General features: G+C 47.7%; 16 protein-coding genes. 4 read left to right on the top strand and 12 right to left on the bottom strand.

The genetic code is table 11. The features are described from left to right. Positions 1–8 precede the first annotated feature (8 nt). Both AC2CGA_RS09240 and alsR read right to left on the bottom strand, forming a co-directional pair. Positions 9–1,343 carry an arsenic transporter gene (locus AC2CGA_RS09240; RefSeq protein ID WP_139885369.1) on the bottom strand — a complete coding sequence of 445 codons (1,335 nt, stop codon included), beginning with the start codon at positions 1,341–1,343 and terminating at the stop codon, positions 9–11. Between the two features lie 195 nt (positions 1,344–1,538). Continuing rightward, complete coding sequence (alsR, locus tag AC2CGA_RS09235) at positions 1,539–2,447, bottom strand: acetoin biosynthesis transcriptional regulator AlsR (protein WP_003151316.1); 909 nt, start codon at positions 2,445–2,447, stop codon at positions 1,539–1,541. A gap of 156 nt (positions 2,448–2,603) precedes the next feature. On the opposite strand from alsR, the gene alsS reads away from it, so the two are divergent. The 3 genes from alsS (at position 2,604) to AC2CGA_RS09220 (ending at position 5,771) form a co-directional block, all read left to right on the top strand. Then, positions 2,604–4,316 carry an acetolactate synthase AlsS gene (gene alsS, locus AC2CGA_RS09230; protein ID WP_015387606.1) on the top strand — a complete coding sequence of 571 codons (1,713 nt, stop codon included), beginning with the start codon at positions 2,604–2,606 and terminating at the stop codon, positions 4,314–4,316. A gap of 60 nt (positions 4,317–4,376) precedes the next feature. Then, a complete protein-coding gene (budA, locus tag AC2CGA_RS09225; RefSeq protein ID WP_003151318.1) occupies positions 4,377–5,144 on the top strand; it encodes an acetolactate decarboxylase in 768 nt (255 codons plus the stop codon). 102 nt (positions 5,145–5,246) lie between these two features. After that, positions 5,247–5,771 (top strand): NAD(P)H-dependent oxidoreductase, encoded by a 525-nt coding sequence (locus AC2CGA_RS09220; RefSeq protein WP_003151320.1) that lies wholly within the window; start codon positions 5,247–5,249, stop codon positions 5,769–5,771. Positions 5,772–5,895: 124 nt separating this feature from the next. Here the strand turns inward: AC2CGA_RS09220 and AC2CGA_RS09215 are convergent, their stop codons facing one another. The 10 genes from AC2CGA_RS09215 to AC2CGA_RS09170 form a co-directional block, all read right to left on the bottom strand. Then, positions 5,896–6,429, bottom strand: coding sequence for an SH3 domain-containing protein (locus AC2CGA_RS09215; protein ID WP_024085887.1), 534 nt, complete (start codon positions 6,427–6,429; stop codon positions 5,896–5,898). Positions 6,430–6,489: 60 nt separating this feature from the next. Then, complete coding sequence (rbsB, locus tag AC2CGA_RS09210) at positions 6,490–7,407, bottom strand: ribose ABC transporter substrate-binding protein RbsB (RefSeq protein WP_032857581.1); 918 nt, start codon at positions 7,405–7,407, stop codon at positions 6,490–6,492. A gap of 13 nt (positions 7,408–7,420) precedes the next feature. Beyond that, positions 7,421–8,392 carry a ribose ABC transporter permease RbsC gene (gene rbsC / locus AC2CGA_RS09205; protein WP_139885370.1) on the bottom strand — a complete coding sequence of 324 codons (972 nt, stop codon included), beginning with the start codon at positions 8,390–8,392 and terminating at the stop codon, positions 7,421–7,423. Continuing rightward, positions 8,382–9,875, bottom strand: coding sequence for a sugar ABC transporter ATP-binding protein (locus AC2CGA_RS09200; protein ID WP_014305956.1), 1,494 nt, complete (start codon positions 9,873–9,875; stop codon positions 8,382–8,384). The genes rbsC and AC2CGA_RS09200 overlap by 11 nt, the downstream gene beginning before the upstream one ends. Before the next feature lie 16 nt (positions 9,876–9,891). Further along, entirely contained in the window at positions 9,892–10,287 is a 396-nt protein-coding gene (rbsD, locus tag AC2CGA_RS09195) for a D-ribose pyranase (RefSeq protein ID WP_043867484.1), read from the bottom strand. Next, positions 10,284–11,165 (bottom strand): ribokinase, encoded by an 882-nt coding sequence (rbsK, locus tag AC2CGA_RS09190; protein ID WP_088005440.1) that lies wholly within the window; start codon positions 11,163–11,165, stop codon positions 10,284–10,286. The genes rbsD and rbsK overlap by 4 nt, the downstream gene beginning before the upstream one ends. Continuing rightward, positions 11,158–12,147, bottom strand: coding sequence for a LacI family DNA-binding transcriptional regulator (locus AC2CGA_RS09185; RefSeq protein ID WP_024085883.1), 990 nt, complete (start codon positions 12,145–12,147; stop codon positions 11,158–11,160). The genes rbsK and AC2CGA_RS09185 overlap by 8 nt, the downstream gene beginning before the upstream one ends. A 93-nt stretch (positions 12,148–12,240) precedes the next feature. Further along, positions 12,241–13,374: a Ger(x)C family spore germination protein gene (locus AC2CGA_RS09180; protein ID WP_014305952.1), complete on the bottom strand. Its 1,134-nt coding sequence runs from the start codon at positions 13,372–13,374 to the stop codon at positions 12,241–12,243. Further along, positions 13,364–14,455, bottom strand: coding sequence for a GerAB/ArcD/ProY family transporter (locus AC2CGA_RS09175; RefSeq protein WP_003151333.1), 1,092 nt, complete (start codon positions 14,453–14,455; stop codon positions 13,364–13,366). Before AC2CGA_RS09175 ends, AC2CGA_RS09180 begins: the two co-directional genes overlap by 11 nt. Beyond that, positions 14,445–15,914, bottom strand: a complete 1,470-nt coding sequence (locus tag AC2CGA_RS09170) for a spore germination protein (RefSeq protein ID WP_139885372.1) — start codon at positions 15,912–15,914, stop codon at positions 14,445–14,447. Before AC2CGA_RS09170 ends, AC2CGA_RS09175 begins: the two co-directional genes overlap by 11 nt. Positions 15,915–16,644: 730 nt before the next feature. Here AC2CGA_RS09170 and pgsB point away from each other — a divergent pair. Then, a complete protein-coding gene (gene pgsB, locus AC2CGA_RS09165) occupies positions 16,645–17,826 on the top strand; it encodes a poly-gamma-glutamate synthase PgsB (RefSeq protein WP_003151337.1) in 1,182 nt (393 codons plus the stop codon). The last annotated feature ends 13 nt before the right edge of the window (positions 17,827–17,839 follow it).

The raw sequence follows: 17,839 nt of genomic DNA, 5'->3' as shown, positions 1-17,839 counted from the left end.
TTTCATAGCTAAAGGTAAATCCAGCTAATCCAAACATATAAAACGGTAATGGTAAACACGACGGTGAGAGGGACAACGACAATGGTCGTTTTGATATATTCTGACCAAGAAACTTTTTCGCCGTGCTGTCTGATGATATGCATCCAGATCAGTGTGGCTAATGTCCCGATCGGCAGAAGCAATGATCCGATATCACTGCCGATAATATTAGCCAGATAAATGATTTTTACGGTTAATGGGTCAATGGACATTTCAGTTAATGTCAAAGTGCTGATCATTAAGGCGGGATGGTTATTGAACAAATTAGAGAGGACGGATGTAGCAATGCCCATAATAGATGCAGCGTGGGCAATGCTTTGTGAGACATAAGGCTCAATAGACTGAACAAGCAATGCCGTCAGTCCGATATTATGCAGTCCGTAAATGATAATGTACATCGTGAAGGCAAAAATAAAGATATGCCAAGGCGCTTTCCTTAATAAGTCCGCCGGTCCGGTTTTTAAATAAAACCATCTCCAGCAAAGCAGGATGACTGAACTGATGACAGCCACGAGCGAAACGGATATGCCGTTGTAAGAAGCTGCAAACAGACTGATCCGGACAAACAATACAAATACCAAAACACAAAACATGATGTTCGTACGGCTGTTTTTTTGGGACAACTCTGGCGGAGGCTGAAGCGGATGATATCGTTTGTGTTCCAGCGATTCAAAATGAACCGGAATATCGGGGAGCTGTTTCGGCAAACGGCGGTAGAAAACGGCAAACAGCAGAAAGGCCATAAACACCAGTCCCAGCGTGCCGGGGATAAACATCATATTGGTGTACAAATAAAGGTCCATGCCTATCATTTTGAGAGAAATTAAATTGACGATATTACTGACGCCGATCGGGGTGCTTGCCGCCGTCGCAATTAATACGCCGCTTATTAAATACGGTGTTTTCTGATGTCTTTTAAGTCCGAGATATTGTAAGACCAATAGTAAAATAGGAGTGGTGATTAAGACGCTGCCGTCATTATTCAGAAAGAGCGTCATTGAAAAACAGAGCAGGTTGGTCAGCCAAAAAAGCCGGATGCCTGATCCCTTGGCGCGGTGAAGCAGTTTGGCCGCCGCCCAGTTAAAAAAACCGAAGCTTTCCAGCGCGATCGCCATTATCATTGTGGAGATAATGGTTATTGATGCTCCGGTGACTTTTGACCCTATATCCCCCAAATCATGAAAGGAAACGGTTCCGCATAACAAAACGAGAATGGCGCCCAGCGACGCCGGAACGGCTTCATTTAATCCCCCGGGTCTCCAAAATATAAAAATAATGGTCACAAAGAAAGAAATCAGGGTCAAAATGACGGTAATATGTGTAATGTGTTCTGCCTCCTTTTCGATGGGTCATTGCCGCCCCGTTATTTTTATCCCTCCTGATCAGTTGTACTGTATGTATACGGGTACAGGTCGTAAGGTGTACTGAGCGTTTCTACCAATTTAGTAAAAATCCATAAAAGCACAAAAAAAAGAGGCTGCTTTCGGCGGCCCTCTTTTTTATGCATTTTCCTTATCCGCCTGCAATAAAGCCTGGCGCTTATTCATAATATCCAGAAAATGTTTCAGGATCGGATTTTGATTATCCTTGCGGTAGGCAATGACCCATTCGGCAGTGAGCTGCGCCTGATTAATGCCGCGGTAGGCGACTTCGAGATTAAACAGCTTTTTAGCAGAAGAAGGCACAAAGGTTACACCGATACCGGCACTAACCAATCCGATCACCATTTGATACTCCGTCGCTTCCTGAACGATTTTCGGTTTGAAGCCCGCCTGCTCGCAGTAGTTTACAAACTCCAGGTATAAAGTCGGCCATGTTTCTTTCGACAGTGTGATAATCGGTTCATTTTTTAAATCCTGAATGTCGATTGTCTGTTTAGCGGTAAGCGGGTGCTGCTTCGGCAAAGCCAGAATGCACGGGCTGCTCTGCACCTTTTCCATATGTAACGCGGAATGTTGTAAAGGCGGATGAAGGATGCCGATATCAATGTTCCCCTTCAGAAGTTCTTCCTGCTGTCTGAAAGAAGAAATTTCACGCAGATCAAGCTTGACGGAGGGGAATTTTTCGCGGAATTCCCGAATGATCGGCGGCAGAAATTCATATGTGGCCGAGCCGACAAAACCGACGACAAGGCGGCCGAGCTCTCCCCGCGCCGTTCTCTGCGCCATTTCAATCGCTTTGTCTATTTCTTCGATCGCGTTTCTGCTGTGTTTTAAAAAACTTTCTCCGGCAGCTGAAAGCTCTACAACCCGTTTCGTGCGCTTTAATAAGGTCACGCCGACTTCCTTCTCAAGCTGTTTGATCTGCTGGCTGAGAGGCGGCTGTGTCATATTTAACCGAAGCGCCGCTTTGCCGAAATGAAGTTCTTCGGCAACGGCAATAAAGTATTGAAGATGGCGAAGCTCCATCCTTATCCATTCCTTTCTCTTTGTTAATTATTCGTGAAACATATTAATCATACGGCGAATTGATATTGGAGGTCAATTTCCAAAGAGTGTATAGTGAATAATATCACAAATTACTTAAAATTTTATATTTAATATGCATAATAAGGAGTGAGGGTGTTGGCAAAAGCAACAAATGAACTAAAAACCTCTGAAAAAAATCGGGGGGCGGAGCTTGTTGTTGATTGCTTAGTGGAGCAAGGTGTCACACATGTTTTTGGCATTCCGGGTGCAAAAATTGATGCAGTATTTGATGCGTTAAAAGATAAAGGACCTGAACTGGTTTTATGCCGTCACGAACAGAACGCTGCATTTATGGCTGCGGCTGTCGGAAGACTGACTGGAAAACCAGGCGTTTGTCTCGTTACTTCAGGCCCGGGGGCATCCAACTTGGCGACCGGCTTGTTAACGGCTAATACAGAAGGTGATCCGGTAGTGGCGCTGGCGGGTAACGTAATTCGCGCAGACCGGTTAAAACGGACACACCAATCATTGGACAATGCGGCGCTATTTCAGCCGATTACAAAATACAGTGTAGAAGTACAGGAAACAGGGAATATACCAGAAGCGGTAACAAACGCCTTCAGGGCAGCGTCAGCAGGTCAGGCAGGCGCGGCTTTTGTGAGCTTTCCGCAGGATGTTGTGAATGAAATCACAAATGTGAAAAACGTACGCAGCGTGCCGGCGCCGAAACAAGGCCCTGCACCGGAAGAGGCGGTCAGCGCGGCTATCGCGAAAATCCAGACGGCGAAACTTCCCGTTCTGTTAGTCGGCATGAAAGGCGGAAGACCGGAAGCGGTAAAACAAATCCGCAAACTGCTTGCCAAAACAAAACTGCCTTTCGTAGAAACGTACCAAGGGGCCGGCACATTGTCCAGAGAGCTGGAAGACCAATATTTCGGCCGGATCGGACTGTTCCGCAACCAGCCGGGCGATCTTCTGCTTGAACAGGCGGATGTCGTATTAACGATCGGTTATGATCCGATTGAATACGATCCGAAGTTCTGGAACGTAAACGGTGACCGTGCTATTATCCATCTTGACGAAATCCAGGCCGATATCGATCATGCCTATCAGCCGGAATTAGAATTATTAGGCGATATCCCCGCTACGGTTAAACAAATTGAACACGACGCTGTGACATTTGATATGGGCAGCCGTGAAAAAGAAGTGCTGAGCGAGTTAAAACAGATGCTCACAGACAGCGAGAAGGCGCCAAGCGATCATAAATCCGACAGAGTGCATCCTCTGCAAATCGTCCAAGAACTCCGCAATGCAATTGATGACGACGTAACCGTCACTTGCGATATCGGTTCTCACGCGATCTGGATGTCCCGCTACTTCCGCGCTTATGAGCCGCTGAAGCTGTTGATCAGCAACGGCATGCAGACATTGGGCGTAGCGCTTCCTTGGGCGATTGCCGCCACATTGGTGAATCCGGGTGAAAAAGTCGTATCCGTTTCAGGAGACGGAGGATTCCTGTTCTCTGCAATGGAATTGGAAACGGCAGTCCGCTTAAAAGCGCCGATCGTTCACCTTGTATGGAATGACAGCACATATGATATGGTCGCATTCCAGCAAATGAAAAAATATAACCGTACATCATGCGTAGATTTCGGAAACATTGACATCGTAAAATATGCAGAAAGCTTCGGCGCCACCGGCTTGCGCGTTGAGTCACCGGAACAGCTGGCAGACGTGCTGCAAAAAGGCTTGAACACAGAAGGCCCTGTCATCATTGACATTCCTGTCGATTACAGTGACAATGTCCATTTATCAAGCGACATGCTTCCGAAGCAATTCAAAGAAAAAATGAAAGCAAAAGCTCTCTAGCACTCTGCGCACCATGACCTGTTTTCTAAAACAGCCCAATTTAAAAGGAGTGAAGGGAATATGAAAAATGCAAGCGACATCCATATGATGAGCCGCGGAGAAAAAGGCTCACCTGAGGATCAAATCTATCAAGTATCCACCATGACATCTCTGCTGGACGGAGTGTATGACGGAGATTTTGATATGGCTGACATTCCGAAGTTCGGTGATTTCGGGATCGGCACGTTCAATAAACTGGACGGCGAATTAATCGGATTTGACGGCGAATTTTACCGTCTGCGCGGCGACGGAACGGCTACGCCTGTTAAAGGCGGAGACCTGTCACCATTCTGCTCATTCACATTTTTCACGCCGGACATGACGCATACGATCGACGGCGAAATGACCCGTGAAGAATTCGAGCAGGAAATCGCCAGTCTTCTGCCAAGTAAAAACTTATTTTATGCGATCCGTTTAGACGGCGTATTTAAAAAGGTGCAGACAAGAACGGTAGAACGCCAGGAGAAACCGTACGTTCCGATGATTGAAGCGGTGAAAACACAGCCTGTGTTCAACTTTGACGACATTCAGGGTACAATCGCCGGCTTCTGGACGCCGGGTTACGCAAACGGCATCGCTGTTTCCGGATATCACCTGCACTTCATTGATGAAGGACGCAATTCCGGGGGACACGTGTTTGACTATGTCATTAAAGATTGTAAAGTGACCATTTCTCAAAAAATGAATATGAACCTCAAGCTTCCGAATACGGCGGACTTTTTCAACGCAAATTTAGATAATCCGAATTTTGCGAAGGATATTGAAACAACCGAAGGAAGTCCGGAATAAAATAAAAAAGAAAGCCTCATTTTTCTCGGGGGCTTTCTTTTTATTTGGCTGAACCGGCAAAGATTAGGTAAAATACAGTCAAAAGGGAAAGGTGTGGTAGCTGTGAAAGTATTGGTATTAGCGGTTCATCCTGACATGGATAACTCAGCGGTCAATAAGGCGTGGACAGAAGAATTAAAAAATCATGATGACATCACGGTCCGTGAGCTTTATAAAGAATATCCGGACGGGAAAATAGATGGGGAAAAGGAACGGCAGCTGTGTGAACAGTATGACCGGATCGTATTTCAATTCCCGCTGTACTGGTACAGTGCGCCTCCGCTTTTAAAAACATGGATGGATCATGTGCTGGCGTATGGCTGGGCTTACGGTTCCAAAGGAAAGGCGCTGCACGGCAAAGAATTGCTGCTGGCTGTTTCTGTAGGTGCCGGAGAGGATGCATATCAGGCAGGCGGGTCCAACCATTTTTCACTGAGCGAGCTCTTAAGGCCGTTTCAGGCAATGGCTAATTTTACGGGAATGACCTATTTGCCGGCTTTCGCGATGTACGGGGTTAGCAGCGCCGATGCTGCGGCTATCCGTGACAACGCCAAACGCCTGGCGGATTACATAAAGAAGCCATTTTAGAGTCGTATGCATTCATCTTCATCCGACAATATTTCCTGAGAAATATTTCGAACCTTAGACGTTTCTGACTGCTCAAGAAAGAAAAAACGGATTTCGCGCTGAATTTGCGAAATCCGTTTTGATATTATGTCAGTTTTTGCAGATCTTTTGTGCTGATATATCCCGTTGCGCCCCCGTAATCGACAAGCGCCCAGCCGAAATCAATGCCGCCGCCGGCTGTCTTTTTCCATCCGAGGAAAGAAACGCTCGTGTTTTTGGCAAGGGAAGCTTTGACCGCTTGTTTGTCTGTATATACTTTTGTTTTTGCCGTCGTTTTTACGGTTGTTGCTTCTTTAACAATATAATGAGTAGATACAAATCCTGTTTTTCCGTTTTTATAATGTACTTTTGCCCAGTCAGCGTTCTGGAATGAAACGATCTTTAAGCTGTCGCCTAAATGAAGGGTATCAGCTCTCGGACTGGCTGCTGATGCTTTTGTTCTCACGTTCAATGCTTCCGCGGAAACAAGATAAGAGTCAAGCGGGTAGCTGTACAGATCGTCAATTTTGACCGCTTCTTGTGCGTGTGTCTCGGGAAGAGGCGTTATTCCGGCAGCTGAAGCCGCTGATATTCCCGCTGCAAGGGTCAGAATGGATGCCGCTTTGGCTGTTTTCTTCATCTGTATCTCTCCTTTTACTTCATCCTTTCACGTTTTACCGGAAGTCTAAACATCAGCCGGTTATTTTTGCGTTTGAAGTTTCAATGGAGCGGAAATGGTTTTTTTGACTTTTTTTCCTTTGAGCACCTGCTCCGCCGCTTCGGCCGCCAGTTTTCCGATCAGCTCCGGCTGCTGTGCGACCGTGGCTGTCAGCTTCCCGCTTTTAATGGAAGAAATCGCATCTTTATTTCCGTCGAAACCGACGACCAAAATGTGTTTGCCCGAGCTGTTAATCGCTTCGAGCGCCCCGAGTGCCATTTCATCATTATGGGCGAACACGGCTTTGATATCCGGATGTCCCTGCAGCAGGTTTTCCATGACGGTCAATCCTTTTGTACGGTCAAAATCTGCCGCTTGTTTTGTAACGACATCCAGCTTTTTGTCGGCAATATGATGAAAGCCCGTTCCGCGTTCCCGTGTCGCGGATGCGCCCGGCACCCCTTGCAATTCAGCCACTTTGGCGCCTTTTCCGAGCTGATCGGCGAGGTAGTCAGCCGCCATTTCTCCTCCTTTGACATTGTCAGAGGCGACAAGCGTTTCGACTTTGCCGTGTTCGGCTGAACGATCCAGCGCAATGACGGGAATGCCGAGGGAATTTGCCGATTCGACGGCTGTTGAAATCGCTGATGAATCGGTCGGATTGATCAGCAGCGCATCGACTCCCTGCTGGATCAAATCTTCTACGTCATTTGACTGTTTAGATGAATCATTTTGGGCATCGACAATAATGACCTTCATGCCCCGTTTTTTGGCTTCCTTTACAACGCCTTCTTTTAATGAAACGAAGAACGGATTGTTTAATGTGGAGACGGAGAGCCCGATAGTGAATTCTTTTTTATGTTTTGTGTTTGACGGTTTTGCCCATTGCGGCGGTTCAAGTGAACAGGCGGACAGCAAAAACAGTGATAATGCCGCGATCGTGATGATGGCTTTCTTCATAATGGTCCTCCTACTATGCCGATTTTTTGCGGTCCAGCAGCACCGCGATTAAAATGACGATTCCTTTGACGACGAGCTGATAAAACGATGATACGCCGAGAAGGTTCAAGCCGTTGTTCAGCGTACCGATAATCAAAACCCCGATCAGCGTACCGATGATGCGCCCTCGACCGCCAGACAGGCTCGTTCCGCCGAGAACGACCGCTGCGATGGCGTCCAGCTCGTATGATTCTCCGGCCGTCGGCTGTGCGGAATTTAAGCGTGATGTCAGAATCGCTCCCGCCAGCGCCGATAATAAACCTGTCAGAGAATAGATCATGATCTTGATGCGGGGCACTTTGATTCCCGATATCAGCGCCGCTTTCTCATTGCCGCCGATGGCGTATGTCCGGCGGCCGAACGGTGTTTTGTGCAGAAGAACCCACAGGGCCGCAAATGCAATCAGCATCGTAATGGCAGGTACGGGGATGCCGAGAAAATAACCGCGCCCGAATAATTGAAATGCGTAATTTGAACCGAGCCCCGTAATCGGATTTCCGTCCGTATAGACGAGGGTCAGTCCGCGAAAGACGGTCATTGTCGCCAAAGTGGCGATGAACGGCGCCATTTTTCCTTTTGTGATTAATAATCCGTTTATCATGCCGAGTACGGCGCCGATCACGCAGCCGATGATGACGGCTAAGATCGGGTCGATGCCTGAGACCATCATACCTGCGACCAATGCGCTCGATAAGGCGAGGATGGCTCCGACAGAGAGATCAATGCCTCCCGTTAAAATGATAAACGTCATTCCGAATGCAATCAGAGCGTTAATCGCAACCTGCCGAAGAAGATTGAGAATATTGAGAGGTTCAAGAAAACTCGGGTTTAAAACGGAAACGATCAGCACAAGAATCAGTAAGCCGAGAAACGGACCGAGTTTTTGCGTGAAGGTATGAATGGAAAATCGCTTTTGTTCAGTTGATGTTATTGGTTCAGTTTTCATACTGCTGCCCTCCCGTGGCAAGTGTCATGATGTGTTCTTGTGTTGCATCTGCCGCATTGATTTCTCCGCTGATGCGCCCTTCGTGGACGACGATGATTCTGTCACTCATGCCGAGAATTTCCGGCAGCTCGGAAGAAACCATGATGATGGCGACTCCGCGATCGGTCAGTTCATTCATTAATGAATAGATTTCCCTTTTCGCGCCTACGTCGACGCCTCTTGTCGGTTCATCAAGGATGAGGACTTTCGGGCCGATTCCGATCCATTTGGCGATGACGACTTTTTGCTGATTTCCTCCTGATAAATGCCGGGCGGCGGTTTCCGGAGATGCAGTCTTAATGGTCAGACGCTTGATGAGCAGCTCAACGAACTCCGCCTCGCGTTTTCGGTCAATGATGCCTTTCGGAGAGAAACTGGTCAGGTTCGGCAATGAGATATTTTCACGAATGGACGTATCCAGCAGCAGCCCTTCATCTTTGCGGTTCTCCGTAATCAGGCCGAGTCCCTTGCGGATGGCATCGTACGGACCCCGAATGCCGGTTTTTCGGCCGGAAATCCAGACCTCTCCGGAATCGAGCCGGTCAATTCCGAACAGCGCCCTCATGATTTCTGTCCGTCCGGCACCCATTAAGCCGGAAACGCCGAGGATTTCTCCGGCGCTCACATGGAAACTGATCTGTGAAAAGCTTCCTTTTTTTGAGGCGTTTTTCACTTCGAGGACCTTATCGCCGAGTGACGGCGTGCGGGTCGGATACCGATCGGTCAGCTCCCGCCCGACCATTTTTTTGACCACTTCATCAAAATGAGTATCTTTCATATGCGCCGTATCGACAGTGAGGCCGTCCCGCATAATGGTGATCCGGTCGCAAATTGAAAATATCTCTTCCATTCGGTGCGAAATATAGACAATGGATACGCCGTCCCGCTTTAACGCCGTCATCACGTCAAACAGTTTGCTGATTTCCCGTTCGGTCAGCGCCGCGGTCGGTTCGTCCATAATAATGACTTCAGCGTTTGTCATCAGCGCTTTGGCAATCTCAATCATTTGCTGCTGGCCGACGGAACATTGTCCGGCTTCCCGGTCAAGAGGAAGAGAGACTCCCAGTTTTTCAAGCTGTGATTTTGCTAGCGCTTTCATTTTCTTCGTTTCCAAAACGCCGAACGCCGTCGTCAGCTCTTTGCCGATAAAAAGATTTTCAAGCACCGTCATGTCCGGCCATATATTCAGTTCCTGATGGATAAAGGCGATTCCGTGCTTTTCGGCTTCCTTTGGATTGGAGAAATTCATATTTGTTCCGTTTATCGTAATGTTTCCCTTGTCGAGCCGGTAGAGCCCGGTGAGCAGATTCATTAACGTCGATTTGCCCGCTCCGTTTTCTCCCATTAAAGCGTGGATTTCTCCCGGCAGAAGCTCAAATGAGACGCCGGATAGCACTTGGTTTTTGCCGAATGCTTTATGAATGTCTGTCATGCCGATGTGCATGCTGGATCCCTTCTTTCTAGAAAATCACACCCGCCTGCAGGATGCAGTTGGCGTATGGTGTCATTTCACCCGTCCGGATGACGGCTTTTGCTTTCTGTGTGAGCCGTTTGAATTCCGTGTGGGGCATGTACTCGATCGTCTGCGCTGAGAAATGGCTTTCTATGAAACTTGCATTCTCAGGATTTTCGTCTTTGATCTCGGAGGCGGCCATCACCTTTTCGACGGCCATCTCTCCGGCTACCAGGCTGGTCACGTCCCGAAAGGCGGGAATGCCCGCCGTTAAGGACAAATCAATTTTAGGGACGCCGTCAGGGACGGGGAGACCCGCATCGGCGATCGCGATGAGGTCTGTATGCCCGAGATCGGCTAATACTTTGGCAATGTGGCTGTTTAACATTCCGTGTTTTTTCATGACAGCAGCTCCTCAACTTCTTTTCTGACCGGCATCCCGCCTTGGGCGCCGAAGTGCTGCACGGACAGGGAGGCGGCGCGGTTGGCGAACTGGAGCGCTTGCTCGATGTCCCGTCCTTCCGCGAGTGCGACGGCAAGTGCCGCATTAAAGGTATCGCCGGCACCCGTCGTGTCGACCGCTTCTGCAGGGAAGCCGGGAACAAGCCGTTCCGCGGTGCCGTCTGAGTAGCGTACGCCTTGTTTTCCTTCGGTAATGAACAGTTTGCCGGGATAGCCGGCGAGCGCTTCTTCTTTCGTCCGGTCAGGAAATAAAATGGATGCTTCATGTTCGTTCGGCGTAAGATATGCGGCATTCTCAATCGTCGATTGTTTCAGCGGGCGGGCCGGCGCGGGATTCAGGATAACCGGAATTTGGTGCGCGCGGCAGTAGCTGCACACTTCTTCAACAGTTTCTTCAGGAATCTCCTGCTGGATCAGCACGATATCAATGCCGGGAAGTTTTTCCAGCGCACTTTTGGCATAATCGGGTGAGATGTCATCGTTTGCGCCTTTTACGACGACGATGCTGTTGTCTCCTTCTGCGAGCACAATATGAGCCGTTCCGCTTTTTTTATGTGTAACCGTTTCCATATAGTCCGTATTGACACCGTTTGCCTTCAGGTTTTCAATAATCGCTTTTCCGTAGCTGTCACTGCCAGCTTTTCCTACCATATATACGTTTGCGCCCAGACGGGAAGCGGCTACGGCCTGGTTTGCGCCTTTTCCCCCGGGCACGGTTTGAAAGTCTGTGCCCAGTACGGTTTCTCCGGCTTTCGGACGCCGTTCGGATGTGACGACCAGATCCATAGAACAGCTTCCGATAACACAAATTTCACTCATGGTGATCATCCTTTCTCGTCGTTTGTCTTCTTATATAAGTCACAGGCAGTTGAATGGCCGTCTCTTTCGGCGGCTCTTTCTTTATCAATTGCAGCAGCAGGTTTGCCGCTTGTTTTCCCATCTCATATGCAGGCTGGCGGATGGTTGAAAGCGGCGGAAACAAAAGCCTGCTCTGCGGAATATCGTCGTATCCGATGATCTGAATCTCCTCCGGAACTTTTTTACCGAGCCGCAGCGCCTCATGGAGGACGGCAGCCGCCGCAATATCGTTGCTGGCAATGACTCCGTCGGTTTCGGGGTATGCTGCAAACAATTTTTCTGCTAAAACGGCGGCATCCTTGATAGAAAATGAAGCGGCGGAGATGACATTGAACTGCGCGCCCGCTTTATACAGCACATCAAGTGCGCCGTTAAAACGTTCCTGAGCGGTCGGAAGGTGGCCTGGGCCTTTGACAAGCGTGATGCTTGTGCTTTTGCCGCGAAGCATTTCCTCAGCCGCCCGTTTTCCGCCTGCCCGCCCGTCACTGAATACGGATGGGGCGCCTTCTTTTGTCCGGTCCAGAAATACGACCGGGTAAAGGCTGCCGCTGTATTCGGGAAGGTCGGGGTAATGGGTGGCCGCCAAAATACCGGCAACTTGATTTTGTTTAAATGTTTGCAGGTAGTCGAGTTCTTTTTCCAATTCTTCATCGCTGTTGCCGATGATCAGCCGGTATCCTTCCCGCTGCAGCTCGTCTTCAGCGCCGCGGGCAAGCTGCGGGAAAAAGGGGTTCGTAATATCCGGAAGCAAAAGCCCGACCAGTCTGGATTCTCTTTTATAAAGAGAGCGGGCAACTTCATTCGGATAATAATTCAGCTTCTCCATGGCAAGCATGACCTTCGTTCGTGTATCTTCATGGACGTAGCCGTTGTCATTGAGGACACGCGAGACCGTGGCAACAGAGACGCCGGCAGCGCCTGCGACATCTTTAATCGTTGCCAACAAACACTCCCCCTTCATTTATGTAACCGTTTACACAAAAAGAGTACCACGAATCATTTCGGTTGGCAACAAAAAAAGAGACCGGGGTCTCTTTTAGTTCACGATGCCGATTTGCGAGATATTCACTTTGATATCAGGGATTATCTCGATGGAAGGATAGACCTCACGCCAATTGAGCCGCTTGCCCCGCTCATAATAATGGGTTTGATATTTCCGGCCGATGCCGAGGATATCCGAGTTGTGCTCCTGAATATGGCTGATCACCGATCTGGCCTGGCTGTTCAAATTTGCTGATGCTTGTTTGTTCATTTGGTCGATTGCCGTATAAGAATTCAGTTTGTCCTTCGGATATTCCAAGACGCGTGCGTTCAGCTTTAAACGGATTTTCACTTTTATATGCTGCGGATCTGTATCTATAAATACAATCTTTCGCGTGGCATCCGTGATGCCGAGAGAAAGATAATTTTCAATATCCATTTTGTATTTGTCCCACAGCTTCAGATTAATATTAGCCGATTTATTAAATTGCCCGCTTAAAAGGGTCAGGAGGGTCGAATCCTGACCGAGCACCTCAGTCACTTTCCGCTGGCCGCTGAACAGGGCAGAACCCTCTACCTTTATCGTCTGTCCGTTAATCGATAAATAAGGAAGGGCGAAATCCTTATCAGCCGTCAGCATGCTTGAACGGATGGATTGCAAATTTTCCATGCTGATATTTGATTCCGCATTAGCGCTTGTTAATAAATTCGTTAAATACTTGCTGACGATCAATTTCTGCCGGACGATCAGCTTCAGCACTTCAATCGCCTCGCCGTCTTTTACAACCGCCGGATGAGCGAGAAGCGGACTTTTCGGATCTCTGTAAAAGACATCGAGATAAGGAAAAAGCGGTTTTTCCGCCATTTTCTCACCGATTAATAAGACTCTTTGCTTGGACGTGTCAATGCGCTGGTCGACAAGCTTATCCAATTGAAACCGCGCTTCACGGATGGTGTGCCCGGAAGCGCTGAGCACCGTCGTAATGAATGAGCCGCCCGTTTCCTGTTCCGCCTGGGAGGACTGAACCTTCCGATAGGTAATGCCGATTTTATTTTTACCGTCATGATCAACATCAAGGCTTGCGGTCAGCACGAGAGAAATATCTTTCAACAAATTTTGATCCCAGCAGCCGGCAAGTGTCAGGCTTGCGCACATGAGACTGATAAGAACCGCTTTTTTAATGCGCATGGCGGACACCCTTTTTGCGTACAAGGACAATCAATACCATAAACAACGGAAACAAATACACAAACACAATATCGGAAATGCGGAAAAACTGATCCAGCTGCTGTATCGTTTTATCTGTGCTTGTGGCCCAAATAGACAGAAGGAAGACGAGCAGGGCCAGCGGATAAACAAACCGGCTGTGATCTTTTTGATTGAACAGCTTGGCGATGCCGGTGCTTGCCAAGTAAAACACGTTGGCCAGCGTTGAAAAGACGGTCACGAACCAAAACGTCAAAAAGAGCAGATCCGTCCGTTCGATAATTCTGAATGAAACGGTTTTTAACAGGTACAGCACAGGCTCCGGGATCATTTTTATTTCTTCGGGGCTGATGGTGACAAAGCAAGTAAGAGTGATATACAGGTAATAAAGGATAATCAAGCCGTTTGAAATCGTCAGTATTTTGTAGCGCTGGCTGACGGTGCAGTTGATAAGGGGCCCGATCACAAGCGCCGCCTGAAAGCCGGTAATGCTGACAAGGGTTTGCTGCACCCCGGTAAGCATGTCTTTTGCGGTTCCGTGAAAAATCGGCATAATGTATGTGATATCGGCTTTTCCCAGCGTGTATAAAAGCGGCAGAGAGATCAGCAGCAAAAACGGCGTTAAAATAAAGCTGAACCTCGCGATCGCATTCAGCGGGGCTTGGGCGATATAGACAGAACCGAGGATCAGCATTAAGCTGATCACCCAATTCGGAGTCTGAGGGAGCACCCAGATATCCAATAACCGTGTAAATACAGAAAGAATGAGCGTGCAGAGAAACGCGAAATATAAAATATACAGCACCTGCACCCCTTTGCCGGCAAGTGTTCCGAACACCTCCTCCAGCATTTCATACAGGTTCAGCTTCGGAAACCGGTGAAATAATATCATATACAGGCTGAAGGTAAGCTGGACGAGCAATCCGGTAAGCAGAATGGAAATCCATCCGCTGCTTCCCGATTTCATCATCAGTAAATGGGGCAGCGCCAAAATGCCGATGCTGATCTGCGTCTGATTAATGAAAAACACGCCTTGAAGCCGGCTGATTTTTTTAGGCTTCATCTTTTCTCCACCCCCGAACATGTTTTATCTGCTTTGAATCTTGCGGTCTCAAATAAAAAGGCCTTCTTTTAATAAACCAGGCCGGCAGCCGGATAAATGCATCCTTTAAGTCACTGAAATGAAACGGCGTCAGAGATGATAAATACGGAACGCCGAGGGATTCAAGCTTGCACAGGTTCATCAGAATAAGTCCGAAGCCGAATGCGATGCCGATAAAACCGAACGAGGATGCCAGAAACATGAGCGGAAATCTGAGCGTTCGAATGGACGTGCTCATTTCATATGAAGGAAGCACAAAAGAAGAAACGGCCGTAACGGCCACGACGATAATCATCATATTAGAAATGAGTCCCGCCTGAACGACTGCGTCACCGATCACGAGACCGCCGACAATGCCGATCGTCTGACTGATCGGTTTCGGCAGCCTGATACCGGCTTCGCGGATCAGCTCAATCGTAATCTCCATAATCATGGCCTCTATCAGCGGAGGGAAGGGAATATCAACAATCGAATTTTTCATGGTGATAATCAAATCGTTGGGAATGACTTCAAAATGAAACGCAATCAGCGCGATATAAAAAGCGGGCAGTGTAATCGCGATCATAAAGGCGAAAAATCTCAGCACTCTCAAAAAACTGGCGGAAATCCACCTCGTGCTGTAGTCATCCGGCGATTGAAAAAAGGAAAAGAACGTGATCGGCGCAATCAAGGCCGACGGGCTGCCATCCATCATGATCAGCACACAGCCTTCCATCACGCATGCTTTTGCTTTATCCGGCCGTTCCGTATGAACGATCTGCGGAAAAATGGAAAACGAATTATCTTCTATCGACTCCTCGATAATTCCGGGCGCAAGCACGCTGTCTATACGCAGGTATGACAGGCGCCGCTTCACTTCCTCCACAATCTCCGGATTGGCGATATTCTCAACAAAGATAACCGCAACCTTTGATTTGGCTCTTTCCCCGATATCCATATAATGAACGGAGAGATGGCGGTCCTGTATGTGAAACCGCAGCTGATGAATGTTCGTTTCCAAACTTTCCACAAACCCGTCATGGGCGCCGCGGACGATACTTTCAGATTCGGGTTCCATAATGGAACGCAGCGGATTCTGCCCGACGGAAAACAGCTTCGCTTTCCTTGATGCATCGCTGAGAAAAACAACCTGGCCTGCCAAAATCCCGTCAATGAGTTTTCTGGTTTCATCCGTTTCCGCACTGCTGACGGCATTCATCGTTTCCTCAAGCGGACCGTTCTGCAGGGTGTCGCTTAACAGAAACTCATTCAGCTTCTGTTCTTCTATCATTTGTTCAATATAAAAGAAAGCGGTATGACGGTCCTGCAGTTTGATCCTTCGTATTTTAAAATCACCGCAAACACACATCAGCTCCTGCATTTCCCGTACAGCCGATTCAAAATCGCCGGGAATCCGTTTGTTTTGTTTATCCGCAGACATCAGACCGCCTCCTTTCCCGGTTATTTGTAGTTTTCAGCGGGTATTCCTTTTTTATGCATTTTATAAAATAGAGGAGTTTCTCGACGTTTTACCAAGAACTTCACAATTATGGATGAATATTTCTTGAACGAATATAAAGATTTATTAAAATTATTTCAAAAGAGTGATAAATGTCCTGTAAATGCTTTAAAAGGAGATAGGCTTTCCGCATATAAAATGTGTATTTCTTGTAAACACTCCGGACCCGTCTTTTTCTGTCACGTACCAGTCATTCCGCTAGTTATTTTGGAATGGGACTGAAAGCAGGATACGGGGGAAAAATGAATGACTTTAAGACCTTATCCTTAACAAAACAGGCAGTCTGCACACAGCGGACATAGAGTCCCGAAACGTATGCGCAGTGCGGAAAACGCTGATATAACAGGCTGTAAAAGATGGATTATCATTACATCTTTTTCTTCCGGAACGCGTATAGTCCCATTGGTCCAAATGAATTTCTGTGTGGAAATGTAAACGCATACATTTTTCTTTTGAAAAATTGAAGTAAGGTTTAAGTCCTGCCTATTCCCAAAAAAAGCAATTCGATAATAGGAAGAATAGCGTCACTAATAGAGAAGTTTGGCTCAGTGAAAGCGGGAAGATTATGTTACATAATGCCGATTGAGAATTCATAGTGAAGCTATATACTGATGAATGAATTTATCAATACAGAAGGAGATGTCAAAAATCAATGTGGTTACTCATTATAGCCTGTGCTGCCGTACTAATCATCGGAATCATTGAAAAAAGGCGGCATCAGAAGAATATCGATGCTCTGCCAGTACGCGTCAATATTAATGGTATCCGCGGAAAGTCAACCGTAACGAGGCTGACGACCGGAATACTGATGGAGGCGGGCTACAAAACAGTCGGAAAAACGACGGGAACAGATGCAAGGATGATCTATTGGGATACACCTGAGGAGAAACCGATCAAACGGAAACCGCAGGGCCCGAATATCGGCGAGCAAAAAGAAGTAATGAAGGAAACCGTAGAACGGGGCGCCAATGCCATTGTCAGTGAATGTATGGCGGTAAACCCGGATTATCAGATTATCTTTCAGGAAGAACTCCTTCAAGCCAACATCGGCGTCATCGTGAATGTGCTTGAAGACCATATGGATGTCATGGGGCCGACGCTTGATGAGATTGCTGAAGCTTTTACCGCGACGATACCGTATAACGGTCACCTTGTCATTACAGATAGTGAATACACAGACTTCTTTAAAGAAAAAGCCGCAGAGCGGAATACCGAGGTCATTATTGCGGATAACTCTAAAATTACAGATGAATACCTTCGAAAATTTGAATATATGGTCTTTCCTGATAACGCTTCCCTGGCGCTCGGCGTTGCCCAGGCTCTTGGGATAGATGAAGAAACGGCGTTTAAAGGAATGCTGAATGCGCCGCCTGATCCTGGCGCCATGAGAATCCTGCCGCTGCTCAGCACGAAGGAGCCCGGTCATTTCGTAAACGGCTTTGCCGCAAATGATGCATCTTCTACTTTGAATATATGGAAACGTGTAAAGGAAATCGGCTACCCGACAGATGAACCGATCGTCATCATGAACTGCCGCGCCGACCGTGTGGACAGAACGATTCAGTTCGCAAACGACGTGCTTCCGTACATTAAAACGAAGGAACTCATACTCATCGGCGAGACGACAGAACCGATCGTCAGAGCTTATGAAGAAGGCAAGATTCCTGCCGATACACTGCACGATCTGGAATATAAATCAACAGACGAAATCATGGACGTGCTGAAAACAAGAATGCAAAACCGTGTCATATATGGCGTCGGCAATATCCACGGTTCAGCGGAACCATTAATTGAAAAAATCCAAGAGTATAAGGTGAAACAGCTCGTTAGCTAGGAGGAAAAGGATA

The sequence above is a fragment of the Bacillus sp. SYZHCR11 genome, from assembly GCF_057196865.1.
This window is presented reverse-complemented; position numbering and strand designations above follow the sequence as displayed.